This is a genomic window from Bacillus sp. es.034 (assembly GCF_002563655.1).
GTDB lineage: Bacteria > Bacillota > Bacilli > Bacillales > Bacillaceae_B > Rossellomorea.
Genome location: NZ_PDIY01000001.1, coordinates 255,323 through 273,788, shown reverse-complemented (window position 1 = coordinate 273,788; position 18,466 = coordinate 255,323). Strand labels below are relative to the sequence as shown.

The window sequence follows — 18,466 nt, the reverse complement described above, 5'->3', positions numbered from 1 at the left end:
TTTGTTTACGCGGGTATTGTCGATTTTTCAAAGGGGAATAATCCGACAAATAGTGAAAAAGACGTTAGTAAGGAGTGAGTTATAACGCAGATATTTTCCCGGGAAATAGCGTCTTCTACAAATTTCTTCATGAAGGTTTTCTTGTAAGGAACTTGTCACCTCTTGGCGGGAGCATACCGGCAAGTTTCAACATCCAGGAAATAGGATAAAGGAATGGAAAGAGGTGAAGAGAGATGAAGACGAACGTCTTTATAAGCGGTGGAGGCATCGGCGGGCTGACACTCGGGCTGAAACTCGCTCAGTGTAACATCGATGTAACCGTCGTAGAGCGGATGCCGGGTCCGGGTTCCGTTTACAAAGGTGAGCTTCTCCAGCCGAAAAGCCTGGAAATATTTGATTCCCTGGGAGTCATAGACGATGTCTTTCAAAACGGACACAGCATTTCAGATTTGGAACTGATTGAATTGAAACGGGCCAAATCGAAGGCTGACCATTCAACCATGAGCTATTCCATCCTGCCGACTCCGTATCCATTCTCCCTCATGATCCATCATGAAACGCTAAAGGACATCCTGCGGAAAAAAGGGGAAGCGTATCCCTCTTTCCATTTTCGGGCGAATACGGTCTGTAAAAAGATAAACGGTCATACGGTGACCGTCGCGGACCGGGAATCGAAGGCAGAAACCGAGATTCATAGTGACTTCATTATCGGGGCAGAGGGAAGGAGCTCGGTAACCCGTGACTATATGGAAGTGGATGTGAAGGAGAAGAAGTACAATCATCATTTCCTCACGGTCACATTCCCACGACCAAAGGAAATGGTGAAAGGACGCATCATTTCTACATATCAATCATTTTTAGGCTTATTTCCACTACCGGACAATGAAGTGAGGTCAGTTTATCTCATTCCGGCAGGTGAATACAAAACACTGCGGAAAAAACCGATTTCAGAGTTTCATAAACTCTATATCGAAATGTGCCCGGATCTTGACGGGTATGTGAACCAGATAGAGGATTGGAAGAAAATCCAGCTCATGGTCCCATTGAAATATCATGCTGAGACCTATGTGAAGGATCATTTTGCCCTTATCGGGGACGCCGTCCATACGGTCCATCCCATGGCGGGTGAAGGGATGAATATGGCCATTCAGGATGGCAGCATCCTTGGGGAGCTATTATGTGACATGTATAAAGAGGGGAAATTAGATCCAGCCAATTTGGAATGGTATCCAAAGGTAAGAAAAAAGAGGGTCGCCCATCAAATGCATCTCAGTCACTTGTCGGCCCTTGTCTATTCCTACCCTTATCGTCCCGTAGGCTGGCTCCGGAATAAAAGCCTGCAGAGGATGGAAAGGGACTCGATTTCCCATTACAAACAGATGCTGAACATTTCCGGCCTCGGTATGTGGAGGGAAACCCTTTATGACCGGATGATCCAGGGGGGGATGCTCCCGATCAGACATGATTCATTAACAGAAGAAGAAAAATCAACGACTACATTTACAGAAAACCAGGACTATCCCTGGAAAGGAAAGGAGGCACTACAATGATTGGAGAAATGGTGAAGGTGTGGCGTGCACGTACCTGGATGAAAAAGAATGTCCCTTTCCTATACAGCTGGCACGCCTATGTGGGATATGAAATGGACCTGTTCGATCATTTTACAAAGCCTGCTTCCATTCAGGAAGTGGCTCTCTCTCAGAATATCGAAATGGATCTCCTAGAACAATGGGTGGAGGTGGGAATCAGCATCAAGCATTTGAAACGGGTGGAGGACGCGAAAGTCACGACAAGAAACAGATGGAAGCTGCCGACATCCAAGAAAGACCCCCACTCATCAGGGATCCTGCTGAAAGAAATGATGGAGCTCCATATCCCGGCCCTGTTATCGTATCCTCAACTACTTCGGAATCAGACGAAGCAGCACTTCAATTCGGATGTCCACGGCTCCACTGTAGCGAAAACGTCGATTCTACTCGAACGATTCGCTTTTCCAAAGGTGCAGAAAGCGATTAAAAAATACAATGTGGACTCCATACTGGACTTGGGATGCGGCGAAGGAGGATATGTGAAGAGGATAGAAGAGCGGTATCCCGACAAGAAAATGGTGGGGATCGAGATCCACGAAGCCGTCGCCAAAGCAGCGGAACAATCCCTTCAAGACTTTGAAAATATCGAAATACACTGTGGGGACCTGCATGAATATGAGCCCGAACAGCCCTTCGATATGATCATGGCCAATAATCTCTTTCACTATATCGACCCGTCCGAACGCCTGCAATTCTTTGAAAAAGCATCTACGTGGCTCGGGTCCGAAGGCTTGTTCTTTGTCCTGACACCGATGCAGAAATCCAAGCATGGAAAACAATTCTCCAGTGCCTTCAACAGCTTCTTCATGACTTTCCAGAACCTGTACCCGATCCCTTCACAGAAGGAAATGGAGACACTGGCCGGTAAAACCAATTTCAACGTCGAGTCCGTCGAACCGATCGTGAAAGAAGGCGGATGGTACGTGATGACTTTAAGAAAAAACGGATCCTTGTGAGAAGGATCCGTTTTTGTTTGGGGTCTGCTTTGTAGTTCAGCTGCTAAATATCGGTTGAAAATCAGCAGCTGAATAACGCCGGAGATTCACCTGTCAAAATCCTAAAGAAAATCAGCAGCTGAACCCCCATGGTCACACATTCACCATAATTATTTTCAAGAAACAGGGTAGTCACTCGTCCTTTTAGGGTAAAAATAGAAAGTAGATCATGAATGTGGAGGAGAGCCGAGTGAGTAAACATGAAATATTCGACTGTATCGGAATCGGGATCGGTCCGTACAATTTGAGTTTGGCTGCCCTCATGGAGGAAAGGACCGATCTGAAGGTGAAGTTCTTCGATCAGACCCCGGAGTTTCAGTGGCATCCGGGAATGCTGATCAACCTGACAGATCTGCAGGTACCGTTCATCGCAGACCTGGTGACGTTTGCGAATCCACAGAGCCGGTACAGTTATTTGAATTATTTACATACCCATAACCGTTTATATAAATTTTTCTTTTTTCAAAAGTTTGAAATGCCCCGGCAGGAATACAATGAGTATGCCCGCTGGGTATCGGGTCAGCTGAGCTCATGTCAATTTCACAGTGAAGTGATCGGGGTAACGGATGTTGGCGACTGTTATAAAGTGGTGGTCGATAACCGGCTGGAAGATGAGCGTGAGGTTTATTATGCGAAGCATATTGTGATGGGGACGGGAAGTAAGCCTCTTATTCTGGAAGGGATGGAAGGGCTGCCCGATGAAGACGTCCATCACACGAGTAAGTATCTGTTTCATAAAAAAACGACGCTGGAAGGGGCCTCCATCACGATTGTGGGATCCGGTCAAAGTGCAGCCGAGGTGTGCTTCGATTTATTGAAGGAGCAGGAAAATCATTCGTATCAGCTGACATGGCTGACCCGTTCCGAAGGGATCCTGCAGTTGGAATCGTCAAAGCTCGGGCAGGAATTCTTCGCACCTGACTATGTGGACTATTTCCATGGATTGACGTATGAAAAGCGGATGGAAGCCCTGAAAACCCTCGATCAGCTTAGGAACGGGATCGATCCGGACACACTCAACAATATTTATAACATTCTCTACAACCATTCCGTCCGCGACCAGTCAACCCGCACGACTATCCAGCCCCTGACGGAAGTGAATGAGATCCGGGATGAACGGGATGGGTACGCCTTGAGCTGCCGCCAATGGCAGGAAGATCGCGAATTCATGTATCAAAGCGACAAAGTGATTTTAGCGACAGGATACAAGCCGAATATACCCCAATGGTTTTTTGAGGAGTTCGAAGACAAAATCGTGTGGGAAGATGACAAAAAATTCAAGGTCTCCCGGAACTATCAGCTTCAATTTAAAGAAAAACCGGATCGCGATCATCATTTTTACACCGTGACGAATCTGGAGCACTCCCACGGGGCCGGGGCGACGAATCTTGGATTGGCCGTCGACCGGAATATCCATATCATCAACGACATCGTGGGGAAAGAAGTGTATGAAGTACAAAGGGATACGATCTTCTCCCAATTCACGATGGGTAATGATGGGTTTTAAATTATGTGTGCCGGGTAAAGTATAAGTGTGATAAGAAATCAAACAATAATAGGAGTGTTATATTTTATGGCTAAGATCGCAACATTAATTACAGACATGTTTGAAGACGTAGAATTTACAGATCCTGAAAAAGCGTTTAAAGAAGCAGGCCACGAGGTAGTGACGATTGAGAAGGAAAAAGGAAAATCAGTCAAAGGCAAACAGGGAGATGCAACGGTGAAGATCGATGAAAGCATCGATGACGTCAATCCTGCAGACTTTGATGCCTTATTATTACCAGGCGGATTTTCTCCGGATCAGCTCCGTGCAGATGACCGTTTCGTGAAATTCACCAAGCATTTCATGGATGAGAAAAAGCCGGTATTCGCGATTTGCCACGGACCACAATTACTCATTACGGCAAAAGCTCTGGAAGGACGAAAAGCAACGGGCTTCAAGTCCATCAAAGTCGATATGGAATATGCAGGTGTGACATACGAAGATAAAGAAGTCGTCGTGTGCGGCAATCAGCTTGTAACGAGCAGGACACCTGATGATATCCCGGCATTCAACCGTGAATCACTGGCGCTTCTTTCTAAATAAGACAAGTAAATGAAAGGGGACATTCCCCAAGGTATTTTATACCTTTGTGGGAATGTCCCCTTTTTTAAGTGAATGTTCACGCTTTTCTTCTAAGGTTACCCATTTCTTCAATGATGGCGTTCATTTCGCTCGGGCTGAAATGATCCTTGCGATTCACCATGACATATAGGTCGTGGAGATCTTCGTACATTTCTTCATTGAAATCTTCAGGCTTGACGGCACCTGCATTGACCATTCTCAATTTTTCTTTAATCGCTGTGACCATGAATTCGATGTTTTCTGCGGTGTTCTGTGATAAATCCATCTCCGAATCGTCCTTTCTGACGTGCAGTGTAGTACATTCATCTTTCCATGAATCCTTCATACTGTCAATAAGGCATGGATAGAAGAGGATTTTTTTCAGAGAATGTTTTACACTATAAAGGAATGGGAAATGAGTAGATAAGCTAATACGCGAGAAAGTATATGATCCAGTGGAATCCGGCTGCAGCCGATTGCTGAATAAAAAAGACAATCATTTGAAGGAGGGTAATACATATGGGAAGAAATAAGTTTTACAAAGGGGTCATGCTTGGTGCTGTTGCAGGAGGGATTCTGTCTCTGCTGGACAGATCGACACGTCAGGAAGTGGGCTCCACTTTAAAGAACAGTGGACAGTATATCTCCACCTATTCAAAAAATCCTCAGAGTTTGCTCCAAACATCGAAGGAAGTGTATGAGAAACTGCGCATGACGGCGGATCAGGTTTCGAGGGACATTCACTTCATCAGTGAAAAGGTAGATGAAATCAAAGGGATGACCCCTCAGGTGAAAGAGATCATCGAGGAGACGAAAGAAACGTTTGAAGACTCATCAGAAGCATATAAAGATACATTTTCAGGTCAAGAACCATCGAATGAACTAACTGCTCAGGATGAAGAGAGCCAGCCGATTGCTTCTTCATTTAAGGGGTATTAATGAAATGAGGTGAAAGCATGTCGGATGAGACGGTCAAAGGAGAATGGAAAGGATTTTCGAAAAGTCTTTTCGCCAATATCAGTGCGAATGACGTAACTGGCCTTGCCGCGCAAATTGCCTATTACTTTCTTTTATCGCTCTTCCCACTGCTGATTTTTGTCGTCACACTCCTTCCATATCTGCCAGTTGATCAGGGGGATATTCTCGGATTGGTGAGGGATTTTGCACCCGGTGAAACGATGTCGATGATTGAGGAAACACTGCAGGACGTCATGTCCAACCGAAATTCAGGCTTACTGTCCGTCAGTATCATCGCCACGATCTGGTCGGCATCAAACGGAATGAATGCCATTGTGAAGAGCTTGAATCGGGCATATGATGTCGAAGAATCAAGATCGTTCATTGCCACGCGCCTGATGTCCATTCTATTGACATTTGCCATGATCCTGGTATTCGTCATCGCACTCCTGCTTCCGGTATTCGGTAAGCAGATTGGTCTTTTCCTATTTTCTCAATTCGGATTTTCAGATCAATTTTTAACGATTTGGAACGGGATTCGCTGGGCCATCACACCCATCATTCTCTTTATCATTTTCGTCGGATTGTATTTTTTTGCTCCAAGTAAACGGATCAAATGTTTAAGTGCGTTTCCTGGAGCGATCTTTGCGACCCTTGGTTGGGTACTCGCGTCCCTGGCTTTTTCGTATTACGTAGGGAGCTTTGGGAACTATTCGGCGACATATGGCAGCATCGGTGGGATCATCGTCCTCATGATCTGGTTTTATTTAACGGGAATCATCATCATGATCGGTGGAGAAATCAATGCACTTGTGACGATTAAAGACAAAGATTCGTGTTAAAATAGGGGAAATCATTCCCTGGACATAGTAAAGGTTGGAGTAGGGGAAGATTCTATTAAACATTCGTGTTTAAGGGGTCTTCTTTTTTTATGTGATAGAGAAAGTGAGGTGGGGGGTATATGTTAATTGCTGCAATGGTAGAACGGCTCGGCATCATCGTGACGATTGCCTTTGTGATGACGAGGATCAGCTTCTTTCGGCATCTGATTGAAAAACGGACCCATGTGAAGAAATCCCAGACGCTCCTCCTGATCCTGCTGTTTGGTTTCTTCGGAATCATTGGTACATATACAGGATTGATCGTGAATCCCTTTCAGGAAGAATATACGAAATGGCAGTGGCATCTTCAACAGAATGAAGCGATTGCGAACTCGCGGGTAATCGGCGTTGTGGTCGCAGGACTCCTCGGTGGTCCCTGGATCGGTCTCGGGGCCGGACTGGTAGCGGGTGTCCACCGGTTTTTCCTTGGCGGATTCACAGCCTTCTCATGCGGGATCTCGACGGTGCTTGCTGGTCTGTTGGCAGGCTGGATCGGCAAGCGGGAAAAGAAAAACAGGCTCGTTTCTCCGCAAAAGGCGTTCCTTGTCGGCTTTATTGCAGAGGGGACGCAGATGCTTCTCATCCTGTTATTGTCGAAGCCATTTGACGATGCTTACCTGCTCGTGTCTGATATCGGCTGGCCGATGATTCTCGCCAATGGTGTCGGGACCGGTATCTTCCTGCTTATCATTAAAAGTGTATTTCAAGAAGAGGAACGGATGGGGGCTGCTCAGTCCCAGAAAGCACTACGCCTGGCAGACAGCACGGTGCAATACATGCGAAAAGGGTTGAACGCATCGTCAGCCCGGGCAACATGTGAAATCCTCATGAGAGATGTCAATGCCCTGGCCGTGTCGATCACGAATACATCCCACATCCTCGCTCATGTAGGACTTGCTTCTGATCACCACCATGAAGGGCGCCCGATACAAACGGAAGCAACGAAACGGGTCATCGAAACCGGTGAGCTCATGAAGGTGGGGCGGGAGGATATCCAGTGTGACCGGAGCGGATGTCCTTTAGGGGCGGCCATCATGGCCCCGCTTTTAAAAGGGGATGACATTGTCGGGACCCTTAAATTCTATTTTTATTCTGAAAAGGAAATTTCACCGATATTGATGGAATTAACCAAGGGGATTGCGACACTGCTCAGTCATCAGCTGGAACTTGCGGAAATCGATACCCATAAGGAGCTTGCGAAGGAGTCGGAAGTGAAGGCTCTGCAGGCCCAGATCAATCCCCACTTTCTGTTCAATACAATTAATGTCATTGTGTCATTGACTCGGATTAATCCGGATAAGGCGAGGACACTGCTTATTTCCCTTTCCCAATTCGTCCGCCAGAATCTGACGGGGAGCACGAAATCAACGTCCACTCTCAAAGAAGAAGGGCAGCATGTAAAAGCATACCTGGCCATTGAAGAAGCACGTTTCTTTGACCGGCTGAAGGTCGAGTATCACATCGATGAAGATGCCTTACAGGCGAAAGTCCCTTCCATCACCCTTCAGCCCCTGGTGGAAAATGCGATCAAGCATGGGATGAAAAATGTAGAAGAAGGGTTTGTGTTGACGATCTCCATAAGGAACGAATGGGAGAAAGTGACCGTCAGCGTGACGGATAATGGATGTGGCATCACTGAAGACAGGCTGAGTAAGCTATTATCGGAGCCCGTGGAATCAGAGGCAGGCACAGGGATCGGTCTATACAATGTGAACAAACGCCTGGAAATGATGATGGGAAAAGAAGCAGGGCTGAAGATCTCATCTTCAAAGGAAAGCGGAACCACCGTTGCCTTTACGTTAAGGAGTGAAAAGGAATGAAAATCGCAATCATCGATGATGAACCATACAGCCGTGAGGAAATGAAGCATCTCCTCGGCAACTATTCCTGGGCAGAGGTGGTCGGGGAAGCAAGCTCAGCCGAGAAGGGCCTCGAAATCATTTTGACGAAAGAGCCAGACGTCCTGTTCCTGGATATCGAGATGCCCGGCATGAGCGGAGTGGATCTCGCCGAGGCCCTTCAGAACATGAAGCATAAGCCGGAAATCGTCTTCGCCACGGCGTACCCTGACTATGCCCTTAAAGCGTTCAGGGTCGAGGCTTTCGATTACCTGCTGAAGCCTTTCGAAGAGGATCAGCTTGCCCAAACGATGGAAAGGCTGAAGTCTTTAGTAAAGGTCGAACCCCGTGAAAATCCATCCCTGGGGAAACTCGCCGTGCATGATGAGGATAAGATTGTATTCGTCAGGCCGGAGGATATCCTCTACATTTTCCGGGAAGAGCGGGAAACATTCATCTGTACGAAAAAGAAGAAATATACGTGCAGGCTGCCAATCAAGGAATTGGAAGCAAAACTCAGCACCTATCCCTTCTTCCGGGTCCACAAAAGCTATCTCGTTCAGCTGCCCTTTGTAGAAGAGCTGATTCCATGGGGGAGCGGCGTATACCAGCTGAAGGTTCATGGAGCCGATGAGGCGATTCCGGTGAGCCGGAATTATGTGAAGGAATTGCGGGAGCGGTTGGAGTTGTAGTTGGAGCGTAGTGTGGGTGTACCTGGTACAATCGGAGGGATTTGTACCAGGTACATTTTTTGATTTTTGTACCAGGCACCAATTACGAATCAGTACAGGCACCGGCCATTTCCCAAAGCACGTCAATCCCTGCTTCTTGCATGTCAGCACTGATTTTCAACATCTTGGACAGAATGTGACGAAAGTGTGAATGTGCTTGCTATAATGAAAGCGTATTCATAACTGAACGAAAGGGGATCATATACATGGTCACATTCCTGGTCTCGATTGTTGTCTTAATTATTGGTTACTTCACATATGGAAAATTAATTGAAAAGATTTTTGGAGTGAATGAAACTCGTTCCACCCCTGCTTACGCAAAGGCGGATGGAGTGGATTATGTTCCGATGAACACAGGTAAGAACTCCATGATCCAGCTGTTGAATATCGCGGGTGTCGGCCCTATTTTCGGACCGATCATGGGAGCCTTATACGGACCGGTCGCTTTCCTTTGGATCGTACTCGGGGCGATTTTTGCCGGAGCGGTTCACGATTACCTGACGGGGATGATTTCAATCCGTAACGGAGGGGCTCATTTACCGGAGCTTGCAGGACGTTTTCTTGGTAAAACGATGAAGCACGTGGTAAACGCATTCTCGATTCTGTTACTTGTATTGGTAGGGACGGTGTTTGTTACCGCGCCAGCAGCCTTGATTTCGAATATGACTCCTGCATGGATTTCACTTGGTGTGATCATTGCAGCGATCTTCATTTACTATATTGTCGCAACTCTACTTCCGATCGATAAGATCATTGGTAAAGTGTATCCGCTGTTCGGGGCACTGCTTCTGATCAGTGCGGTAGGTATTGGAGCGGGATTAGTCATTACGGGAGCGGATATTCCTGAGGTTTCCCTGACGAATATGCACCCTGATTCTGTCGCTATCTTTCCTTTATTATTCTTGACGATTTCATGTGGGGCGCTTTCAGGCTTCCACGCAACGCAATCTCCGATCATCTCAAGAACGACTCAAAACGAGAAGAACGGACGCAAAATTTTCTACGGTATGATGATTTTAGAAGCGATCATTGCGATGATCTGGGCAGCGGCAGCGATGAGCCTGTTCGAGCCTGGTGAACTGAATGCGATCTTGAAAGACGGAGGACCTGCAGCAGTCGTAAGCGAAGTGTCTGTTCTGATGCTTGGTTCCATTGGTGGAACGCTTGCCATCCTTGGTGTCATCGTTCTTCCGATCACTTCCGGTGATACATCATTCCGAAGTGCGCGTATGATCATTGCCGATTACATCAAGGTCGGACAAGTGAAAATGTCCAGCCGCCTTTGGATTGCCGTTCCACTCTTCGCGATTTCAGTCGTACTGACACGCATGGATTTCAATCTCTTATGGAGATATTTCTCTTGGGCAAACCAATCGACGGCGATGATTGCTCTTTGGGTAGGCGCCATGTACCTGGCCCTGCAAAAGAAACCGCACTGGGTCGCAACGATACCGGCCATCTTTATGACAATGGTGACGTTCACGTATATACTGAACGCTCCTATTGGATTCGGGCTTTCCATGGGCACAGCCTATATGGGAGCGGCAGTCATAACAATTGTGTCAATCCTTGCCTTTATCTACACATTAAGAAAGCGCTTGAAGGATGGTACTGTCATACAGGTCGACGAAGACGTGCCTCAGTCAGCAGCGTAAATGGAGAGTTTTCCGGTTATTACCGGGAAACTCTTTTCTTTTTTGGTACAAAATAATAAGGATTCACAAACTATGTTTTAGGAGTGATTCAACATGACAAAGAAAACGAAAAAAGACGGCGGTACAAAGCAAAATCAGAATGCGAAGCCAAAGCACAAAACATCCGGTTCTGCGAACGGACAGAATGGATACCACTAGAAATATTTTTCGCCAATCCTTCACGGGGTTGGCTATTTTATTTATCAGGCAGATGTCTTTATCCGGTAGGATGTATTATAATGGTGATAGTTTCAAAAATTTAGTAGTCTCAAAAAGGAGATCCCATTATGTCGAATACTAATGATCAACAAATACAGCCAGAAAAGAAAAAAATCAGCCTTCAGGAAGCGATGAAGCAGCAGCTTGCAAAGAAGAAAGAAGCACAGGCAGGCGGCAAGCAGGCAACGGGCGGTCTTGCATCCAACCAACGCATGCAAAGTCAGCAAACGAAGAAGCCAAGCAATACCCGCCGGAAGATGGGTAGCTAATTGGGGAGAGGAGCACTCTTGTGGAGTGCTCTTTTTTTGAAGCTGATTATGTAATTTTTCATTTACTTTCCAACCCAACCATGCTAACATAATAAAAATTTCAAAAAAATGCCATGAAGAGAAGAGTAGATATCAAGACTTCTTTAAAGAGAGCTCCGGCAGCTGAAAAGGGGCAGGAAGGACGATGTTGAACCAAGACTCTGAGCAGCGCATCGGAACCGGCAGCGGGGATGGTGGGACGGGAGCTCCCGTTACGGAGCTAGGGTATAAGCCGAACGGCCGTACCCGAAAAGGCCGGTATGGTGACATGCTGGTGAACTGGGGTGGCACCGCGATTAATAATCTCGCCCCCAAGACCAACGTCTTGGGGGTGGGATTTTTTTGTTTTATACCAATCGCGGGGAGGAATAGTGGATGAAAAAGTGGAAGGATCCTTTGTTGCTTTTATCGGGTATCGGGATTTCGAGTATCGGGGGTTGGATTTATCTGATCGCCCTTAATTTGATTGTATTGGATGAGTGGGGGTCACCGGTGGCGGTGGCGATGCTATATGTGTTGAAGCCACTTGGGGCGATAATCACAAACGGTTGGGCCGGGAGTGTGATTGACCGGGTCAATAAGCGGAATCTGATGGCGGCCCTGGACTTTTTCAGGGCGGTATTGATTGCTGCTTTGCCTTTTCTTGCAAAGGATTGGTGGATGTATGTTGTGGTGCTATTCATCAATATGGGGAGTGCCGTTTTTTATCCTGCGTCGATGGCTTATATCACGACCTTGATTCCGAAGGGGAACAGGCAGCGGTTCAATGCTCTTCGGGGACTGGTCGGATCGGGAGCGTTTCTGATCGGACCCGGGGTGGCCGGGGTATTATTCCTGATGGGAACACCGGATTTTGCCCTTTATATGAATGCTCTTGCCCTTTTGTTATCAGGGGTGATCACCCTGTTTTTGCCGAAACTTGAGGGGGATTCATCGAATGAAACAAGTACCTTTGAGTGGGAAATCATTAAGGAGGATTGGCGGGTCGTCTGGGGCTTCAGCAAGAGAGCCGCGTACGTGATGGTCCTGTACGTATTGTTCACGTGCATGCTCGTGATGACGGCCGCCATCGATTCCCTTGAAGCGGCTTTTTCAAAAGAGGTGCTGCATCTCTCGAATAGCACCTACGGATATCTCGTTAGCATTGCAGGTGGAGGATTTGTACTGGGATCTCTCCTGAATGCGGCGTTGTCTCATAAGCTTCATCATATGCACCTCATGGGTGTCGGCTCTGTCATCGTTTCCGTTGGGTATATCATGTATGCATTTTCGCATGACTTCTTGAGTATTGCGATTGGATTCGCTCTTTTATCCTTTGCCCTGGCCTTTGCAACTACGGGGTTCGAGACTTTTTATCAAGAACATATCCCCGTTGAGATCATGGGGCGGGTAGGGAGTCTGTATGGTTTGCTTGAAGGGGTCCTTGTCATCTTACTGACGGTTCTGATTGGACTGGGAGCAGAAGGGGTGTCCGTCCGGGCTGCCGTCGCTGCAGGTTCCGTTGTCATGCTCGGAATCACCCTGGTTTTATGGGGAGCGCTGAGGAAGAATTCTTGGAAAAAACAGTTAAAATTTAATTCAGAATGTTATAATAAATAAAAACGCACTCATGAAGGAGGTTCGCGGATGAAGATGACGGTGGATCAATATTGGGATAAATGGGAAGAGCTGATGAGCCGGGAAGAAGCGAGCTTTGAAAAATGGGATGGGTTGGAGGATCTGTTGTTCATCGCCCAAAAAGAAGGGGATCTCTATAAGGAATTCTGCTGTCGGTTCGGAATCATGAGGACCGTCAACTATCTTGGGGAGTATGAGGAATTATTCGATCACTTCGAATGGTGCAACGGGTTCTTTTTAGATAATGAAGAGAACTTGGAGGATTGGGTGGAAAGCTTCCTCTGGATCTATAAATGGATGGCGGAGCACTTGGTGAAGATGCCGGGCATTGAAATGGAGCTCCTGGATGCTTTTTTCAATGACTTCCAGGAAGCGTATGACCGCTACGGATACAGTCTGCGCCCTTATTATCAGCATCAGCATAAGCGGGCTTTGAAGACTGGCGAAGTGGAGGACGCTCACGCCTATTATCATGAGTGGCTCGCCTCAGAACGGGATTCCCTGGCGGATTGTGAAGCCTGTGAATATCAGACACAGCTTGAGTATTTCTATTTTACCGGGGAAAAAGAGAAGGCGGCTCCCATCGAGAAGCTGTTATTATCCAAAGAAGTGTGCTGCGGGGAAATTCCGCATCTGACGTACAGCAAGCTGCTCCTTCCTTATTATGAGGAAGGCCGGGTGGAGGAAGCCCGCCGTTACCAATCCGAGGGATACTTTTTCATTTACGATAAACCCCATTTTCTCATTGAGGCTTCTGAGCATATCCGATTTCTGGCTTTAACGGAACCTCTTAGGGGTATCAAAGTATTGGAGCGCCACATCGAGTATGCCGACAGCGGGAAAGACCCGTATGGGATGTTCTATTTTTATATGAGTGCAATCGTCCTCCACCGGAAGCTCCTGGAAGCGGGGCACCGCCCGGGATTCTCCGTGGATGTGATGAGTGAAGTGGCGGAGGAAATTGCGGGGGATTTTGACAATCGGAACGGGAATGATTTCTTTGAACGGGAAATGGACCGGTTTTATTCCCTCTAACAGATATTGACACTCCCGCGGAATCTCTATATAATCATCTAAAATAACTGAAACATTGAAGAGGATCAGTAAAGGGACCTTGTCTTTTCAGAGAGGGAGCGGTTTGGTGAGAAGCTCCCATGGATGAACCTTTGAACCTGCCTCTAAGTTCTGTATCGAATGAAGATATCAGCGGTCCGAAACCGTTATCATGGAATGAGTGTAAAGCTTTGCTTTGAATCAGGGTGGTACCGCCAGAAATGGTCCTTGATGAGAAGCAGGGCTTTTTTTGTTTCCGTCGGGGGATTCGCCGTTAAAACTAATCCAATTAAAAAATGAGGTGCTCTCAAAATGGCTAAAGAATTTGTAAAAGATGTTACGGGCATGGATGAAGATTTTGCCCAGTGGTATACCGATGTCGTGACGAAGGCGGAGCTGATTGACTATTCCAGTGTCCGGGGTTCGATGATTATCAGACCTTACGGATACGCAATCTGGGAAAACATCAAGGATGCCCTTGATGGGAAAATTAAGGAAACCGGGCATGAAAATGTGTATATGCCCCTTTTTATCCCTGAAAGCCTGCTGCAAAAAGAGAAGGATCACATCGAAGGATTCGCTCCTGAAGTAGCGTGGGTGACCCATGGCGGTGATGAGGAGTTAGCGGAACGGCTATGCGTGCGTCCGACGTCCGAGGTGTTATTCGGTGAGCATTATAAAAATATCATCCATTCTTACCGGGATCTGCCGAAGCTCTATAACCAGTGGGCAAATGTCGTCCGCTGGGAAAAGACGACGCGCCCGTTCCTGCGAACGCTTGAGTTCCTTTGGCAAGAAGGGCATACGTGTCACGAGACTGATCAGGATGCTCATGACGAAACGGTTAAGATGCTCGAAGTGTACGCAGAGCTTTGTGAAGAGATTCTGGCGATTCCTGTTATCAAAGGTCAGAAAACGGAGAAAGAGAAATTTGCAGGTGCGAAATATACGTATACGATCGAGAGTTTGATGCATGACGGGAAAGCGTTGCAATCGGGGACGTCCCACCATCTGGGAGACGGATTTGCGAAATCATTCGGCATCCAGTTCACAGACCGTGACGGCAAGCTCCAATATGTCCAGCAAACATCATGGGGACTCACTACCCGCATCATCGGGGCCATGATCATGGTGCACGGGGACGACCGGGGACTAGTGGTACCACCACGGATTGCTCCGACCCAGCTGATGATCGTGCCGATCGCCCAGCATAAAGAAGGCGTCCTTGATTTTGCCTATAACCTGAAGACACAGCTTGCAGGTGTTGCCCGCGTCGGAATAGACGCAAGTGACAAAAAGCCGGGCTGGAAATTCAATGAATATGAAATGAAGGGGATCCCACTCCGCCTGGAAGTCGGTCCACGGGACATCGAGAACGGGCAGGTGATTTTGGCGAGACGTGATACAGGGGAAAAAATCACGGTCACGATGGAAGAGCTGGAAGGGAAAGTGGCAGTGCTCCTCGAAGACATTCAACGCAATCTATTGGAAAGAGCGAGGGAACACCGTGAAGAAAAAACAACGATCACCAAAACGTTTGAAGAGTTCAAAACGACGGTGAATGAAAAAGGCGGTTTCATCAAAGCGATGTGGTGCGGGGATCGTGCCTGTGAAGATAAGATAAAGGAAGAAACGAGTGCCACATCACGATGCATGCCGTTTGAACAGGAGCAGGTGTCCGATACATGCGTATGCTGTGAAAAGGATGCGAAACACTTGGTGTATTGGGCGAAGGCGTATTGAGTTTCACCTGACCGGGGACTTTCGGACCTTTCCGGACTTTTTCTGACTAAAGTCTTCTTTTTTCTATGTTTACTTAATAAATATAGGTAAAGGAGGCGTCATTTAATATGGATGTGGGACTCATCGTCATTTTCTTTATGGTATTCGTGGTAATCAGCCTATGGATCGTGCATTCCAAGCTCAACCGGATCACCGAGCATGTGCAGCAGCTTGATGAGGAGTATTTGTCCGATGAGGAAATCGAGAAGGAATTAGAGGAAGAGTGGAATAATGAGAAATAATGATGAAGGCGTTTCTCCGTAGAGAGGCGCCTTCCGTTTTTATGAAAAAGAACTACCATTCTACTTAGGTGGTTGGTACTATTAACGTAATACATAAAAAGGAGGGCGCAGAGGATGAAGCATAAGGACTTAACGATCGAAACACCGCGATTGGTGATCAGGCCCTTCGTGAATGAGGATTATGAAAACTGGTTGAGGGAACATCTGAACAGGCTCCCGTCACAGCATAAATATGATGTCGGCTATCAGGATATGAGTGAGTGCACGGAGTTCTGGTTCAGGGAGATGCTTGAGAAGCATGACGAAATGATCGAGAGTGATCAGGTGTATATCCTCGGGATCTTCCTGAAAGAAAATGGAGCGAATATCGGGACGATCGATTTCTCGACGCTCATGCGGTACAACTTTAACTGGGGCAGGGCCGGCTACACGATACATAATCGCTATTGGAACCGTGGTTACGGGAAGGAAGCGATGAAGGCAGCCCTTCAGCTCGCATTTGTGAAATTGAACTTTCACCGGATCGAAGCCCATATCAATCTGGATAATACGCCTTCGATCCGCCTTGCGGAAGCAGTGGGCATGGAGTATGAATGTACACGAAAAGGGTTCATTTATGAGTTTGGGGAGTGGACGGATAATCTGGTGTATTATGTGAATGCGGGTGAATAGAGAAAAGGCCGGAATCAGTTGATGATTCCGGCCTTTTCCTTATTGCTGTAATCCTTCGATCGTCATGTCTTTTACAGGGAGGAATGCTTCTCCTGTATCCATATACGTGACGTTTACCTTATCATTTTCCTTCAAGTAGATCGCAAGTAAGTTGTTTTCGGAAGAAACGATATAGTTCTTCCCATTGTCGAGGAGGAAGGAAACGACGGTGTAGTCACCGGATTTTTCTTTGTAGAACCGGACGACCGTACCGTTTGCTTGCTTCTCCTCGGCTTTCGAGCTGCCGTCGACGCTTCCGCCACCGCGTTGCAGGGCGGTTTTATAAGCTTTCAATGCCTGGTTCGGCGTGTTCGCATAAGCTGAGATTTCCGGATTGGCTGCCGATACGATGAAATAGTTCTGTAAGAAACCATTCGCATCGAGGACCGGAGTCAGCCAGCTTGCTTCACCGTAGAAGTTATAGAGCACAGGCATTTCGCCGTCCCATTTCTTCTCGATGAATTTCTTCTGGATGATCTGCAGGGCACCTTGTGAATCCATGTACGATTCTTCCAGATTTCCTGTGTAGAACGTCGCTTCTCCCGTTCTTGAGTTCGTCAGGGAGTATCCAAGCATGGAATCGACGCCTTCTTTAGGTGATGTGAAATCGGTGAAGTAGTACATGTCACCATTTTCGTCAAAAATCGGGCTTACGTTCGCTTCCGTTCCTTCATCGGAAGGAAGTTTTACATCCGATTTACCAAAGCGGCTGTTCCAGAACCCTTTCACATAGTTACCGAAATAGCTGTTCTGAAGGCTGACCGTTTCAGGTGAAACTGCGCCGTCGATGAACGCCGGTACATCTTTGATGGCATATGACTTCGTTTTACCTGTTTGCGGGTCGACCATGACGATTCCTTTTACATCGAAACCGTTACGGGCAGAGATAAAGTTTCCGTACGTCTGGATATAGAACGGTTTACCATCATCATCGATCTCAAGCTGAACGTCCCCGTTGAAGATTTCCTTTGGATAATTCAAACGGATATGTCGCTCCACTTTTTTATTAAAGTAAGAAGAAGGTGTGTATACCATTTCTTCTTTGATGAATTTAGGGTTGGCGTTTGAATCCGTGGCACTCAGCTTGAAGTACCCTGGAGTCGCGTCCCCTTTGAACCATTTGAAGAAACCGGAGAATTCAACAGGGGCGATATAGACATACTCACCATCCACTTTCTGGATCTGGAGGTTACCGAGTTCATAATAACTTGTATTCGGAACCTGACCGAATGATTTCTTCATTTTATTACGGGCGAATTGAGGAGGGACGCTTGCCGGCGTCTCCTTTTCATCAAAAGCCTGGATCTCTGTTTTGACGTCCATTTTCGCCGATTCGAATTTCTCATCGGCATTGAAGACGAACGCAGTCAGGAAGTAAGCACCGACGAAGATGCTCGCCAGGAACAGAAGCCCTTTTACCATCCTTTCTTTCCCCGTGGCAAAGGCTGCCCCGAATCCTGATGCAATGATCAGGAGGATCCATATGCTCGTGAAGTTCTGATCGAGATTCGATAGATAATAGAACAGGAATACCACAACGGTCGTGATGAGTAAGGTGGCTCCAAATAGTGCCGGGAAGGATGGATATCCTTCTTTTTTATTTTGTTTTTTCATGACGGCCATCGGTACGAGCAATAAGGCCATGACCAATCCGACAATCAATGAAAATAGTAAGATGTTTCCCATAGTGTTCCCCTTTCAAGGTTGTGATTCTGTTTATAGTGTATATACGGATGAGGGGG

At 47.0% G+C, this 18,466-nt stretch carries 17 protein-coding genes and 2 other annotated features; of the genes, 15 read left to right on the top strand and 2 right to left on the bottom strand.

From position 1 onward, the window contains the following. Positions 1 to 233: 233 nt before the first annotated feature. The 4 genes from ATG71_RS01475 to ATG71_RS01460 all read left to right on the top strand — a co-directional run bounded on the left by ATG71_RS01475 (position 234) and on the right by ATG71_RS01460 (position 4,673). The gene (locus ATG71_RS01475; RefSeq protein WP_098438065.1) at positions 234 to 1,550 is read left to right on the top strand and encodes an FAD-dependent oxidoreductase; all 1,317 of its coding nucleotides are present in this window, start codon (positions 234 to 236) and stop codon (positions 1,548 to 1,550) included. Next, entirely contained in the window at positions 1,547 to 2,545 is a 999-nt protein-coding gene (locus tag ATG71_RS01470; RefSeq protein WP_098438062.1) for a class I SAM-dependent methyltransferase, read from the top strand. Before ATG71_RS01475 ends, ATG71_RS01470 begins: the two co-directional genes overlap by 4 nt. 229 nt (positions 2,546 to 2,774) lie before the next feature. Next, entirely contained in the window at positions 2,775 to 4,091 is a 1,317-nt protein-coding gene (locus tag ATG71_RS01465; protein WP_286162883.1) for a lysine N(6)-hydroxylase/L-ornithine N(5)-oxygenase family protein, read from the top strand. A gap of 66 nt (positions 4,092 to 4,157) precedes the next feature. Then, a complete protein-coding gene (locus ATG71_RS01460) occupies positions 4,158 to 4,673 on the top strand; it encodes a type 1 glutamine amidotransferase domain-containing protein (protein ID WP_060671407.1) in 516 nt (171 codons plus the stop codon). Positions 4,674 to 4,749: 76 nt separating this feature from the next. Here the strand turns inward: ATG71_RS01460 and ATG71_RS01455 are convergent, their stop codons facing one another. Continuing rightward, entirely contained in the window at positions 4,750 to 4,977 is a 228-nt protein-coding gene (locus ATG71_RS01455; protein ID WP_061809186.1) for a DUF1128 domain-containing protein, read from the bottom strand. Between the two features lie 233 nt (positions 4,978 to 5,210). Between ATG71_RS01455 and ATG71_RS01450 the strand changes: the two genes are divergently transcribed. The 11 genes from ATG71_RS01450 (at position 5,211) to ATG71_RS01400 (ending at position 16,685) form a co-directional block, all read left to right on the top strand. Continuing rightward, complete coding sequence (locus tag ATG71_RS01450; RefSeq protein ID WP_098438057.1) at positions 5,211 to 5,630, top strand: hypothetical protein; 420 nt, start codon at positions 5,211 to 5,213, stop codon at positions 5,628 to 5,630. Positions 5,631 to 5,647: 17 nt separating this feature from the next. Then, complete coding sequence (locus ATG71_RS01445; RefSeq protein WP_098438055.1) at positions 5,648 to 6,490, top strand: YihY/virulence factor BrkB family protein; 843 nt, start codon at positions 5,648 to 5,650, stop codon at positions 6,488 to 6,490. A 119-nt stretch (positions 6,491 to 6,609) separates the two neighbouring features. Then, a complete protein-coding gene (locus tag ATG71_RS01440) occupies positions 6,610 to 8,349 on the top strand; it encodes a sensor histidine kinase (protein ID WP_098438053.1) in 1,740 nt (579 codons plus the stop codon). After that, positions 8,346 to 9,059, top strand: coding sequence for a LytR/AlgR family response regulator transcription factor (locus ATG71_RS01435; protein ID WP_098438050.1), 714 nt, complete (start codon positions 8,346 to 8,348; stop codon positions 9,057 to 9,059). The genes ATG71_RS01440 and ATG71_RS01435 overlap by 4 nt, the downstream gene beginning before the upstream one ends. A gap of 245 nt (positions 9,060 to 9,304) precedes the next feature. After that, positions 9,305 to 10,753 (top strand): carbon starvation CstA family protein, encoded by a 1,449-nt coding sequence (locus ATG71_RS01430; RefSeq protein ID WP_098438048.1) that lies wholly within the window; start codon positions 9,305 to 9,307, stop codon positions 10,751 to 10,753. A gap of 326 nt (positions 10,754 to 11,079) precedes the next feature. Then, positions 11,080 to 11,280, top strand: a complete 201-nt coding sequence (locus tag ATG71_RS01425) for a hypothetical protein (RefSeq protein ID WP_034761269.1) — start codon at positions 11,080 to 11,082, stop codon at positions 11,278 to 11,280. A gap of 104 nt (positions 11,281 to 11,384) precedes the next feature. Continuing rightward, positions 11,385 to 11,635 (top strand) — a binding site (T-box leader). A 59-nt stretch (positions 11,636 to 11,694) separates the two neighbouring features. Further along, the gene (locus ATG71_RS01415) at positions 11,695 to 12,918 is read left to right on the top strand and encodes an MFS transporter (RefSeq protein ID WP_098438044.1); all 1,224 of its coding nucleotides are present in this window, start codon (positions 11,695 to 11,697) and stop codon (positions 12,916 to 12,918) included. A gap of 27 nt (positions 12,919 to 12,945) precedes the next feature. Continuing rightward, positions 12,946 to 13,971 (top strand): hypothetical protein, encoded by a 1,026-nt coding sequence (locus ATG71_RS01410; RefSeq protein ID WP_098438042.1) that lies wholly within the window; start codon positions 12,946 to 12,948, stop codon positions 13,969 to 13,971. Positions 13,972 to 14,017: 46 nt separating this feature from the next. Continuing rightward, positions 14,018 to 14,222: a binding site (T-box leader), on the top strand. Positions 14,223 to 14,301: 79 nt separating this feature from the next. Then, a complete protein-coding gene (proS, locus tag ATG71_RS01405) occupies positions 14,302 to 15,732 on the top strand; it encodes a proline--tRNA ligase (RefSeq protein WP_098438039.1) in 1,431 nt (476 codons plus the stop codon). Positions 15,733 to 15,839: 107 nt separating this feature from the next. After that, positions 15,840 to 16,013, top strand: coding sequence for a hypothetical protein (locus tag ATG71_RS23225; protein ID WP_156030071.1), 174 nt, complete (start codon positions 15,840 to 15,842; stop codon positions 16,011 to 16,013). A gap of 114 nt (positions 16,014 to 16,127) precedes the next feature. Then, the gene (locus ATG71_RS01400) at positions 16,128 to 16,685 is read left to right on the top strand and encodes a GNAT family N-acetyltransferase (RefSeq protein ID WP_098438037.1); all 558 of its coding nucleotides are present in this window, start codon (positions 16,128 to 16,130) and stop codon (positions 16,683 to 16,685) included. Between the two features lie 39 nt (positions 16,686 to 16,724). Here ATG71_RS01400 and ATG71_RS01395 read toward each other — a convergent pair whose 3' ends face one another. Continuing rightward, positions 16,725 to 18,410, bottom strand: a complete 1,686-nt coding sequence (locus tag ATG71_RS01395; protein ID WP_098438034.1) for a DUF3159 domain-containing protein — start codon at positions 18,408 to 18,410, stop codon at positions 16,725 to 16,727. Between the last annotated feature and the right edge of the window lie 56 nt (positions 18,411 to 18,466).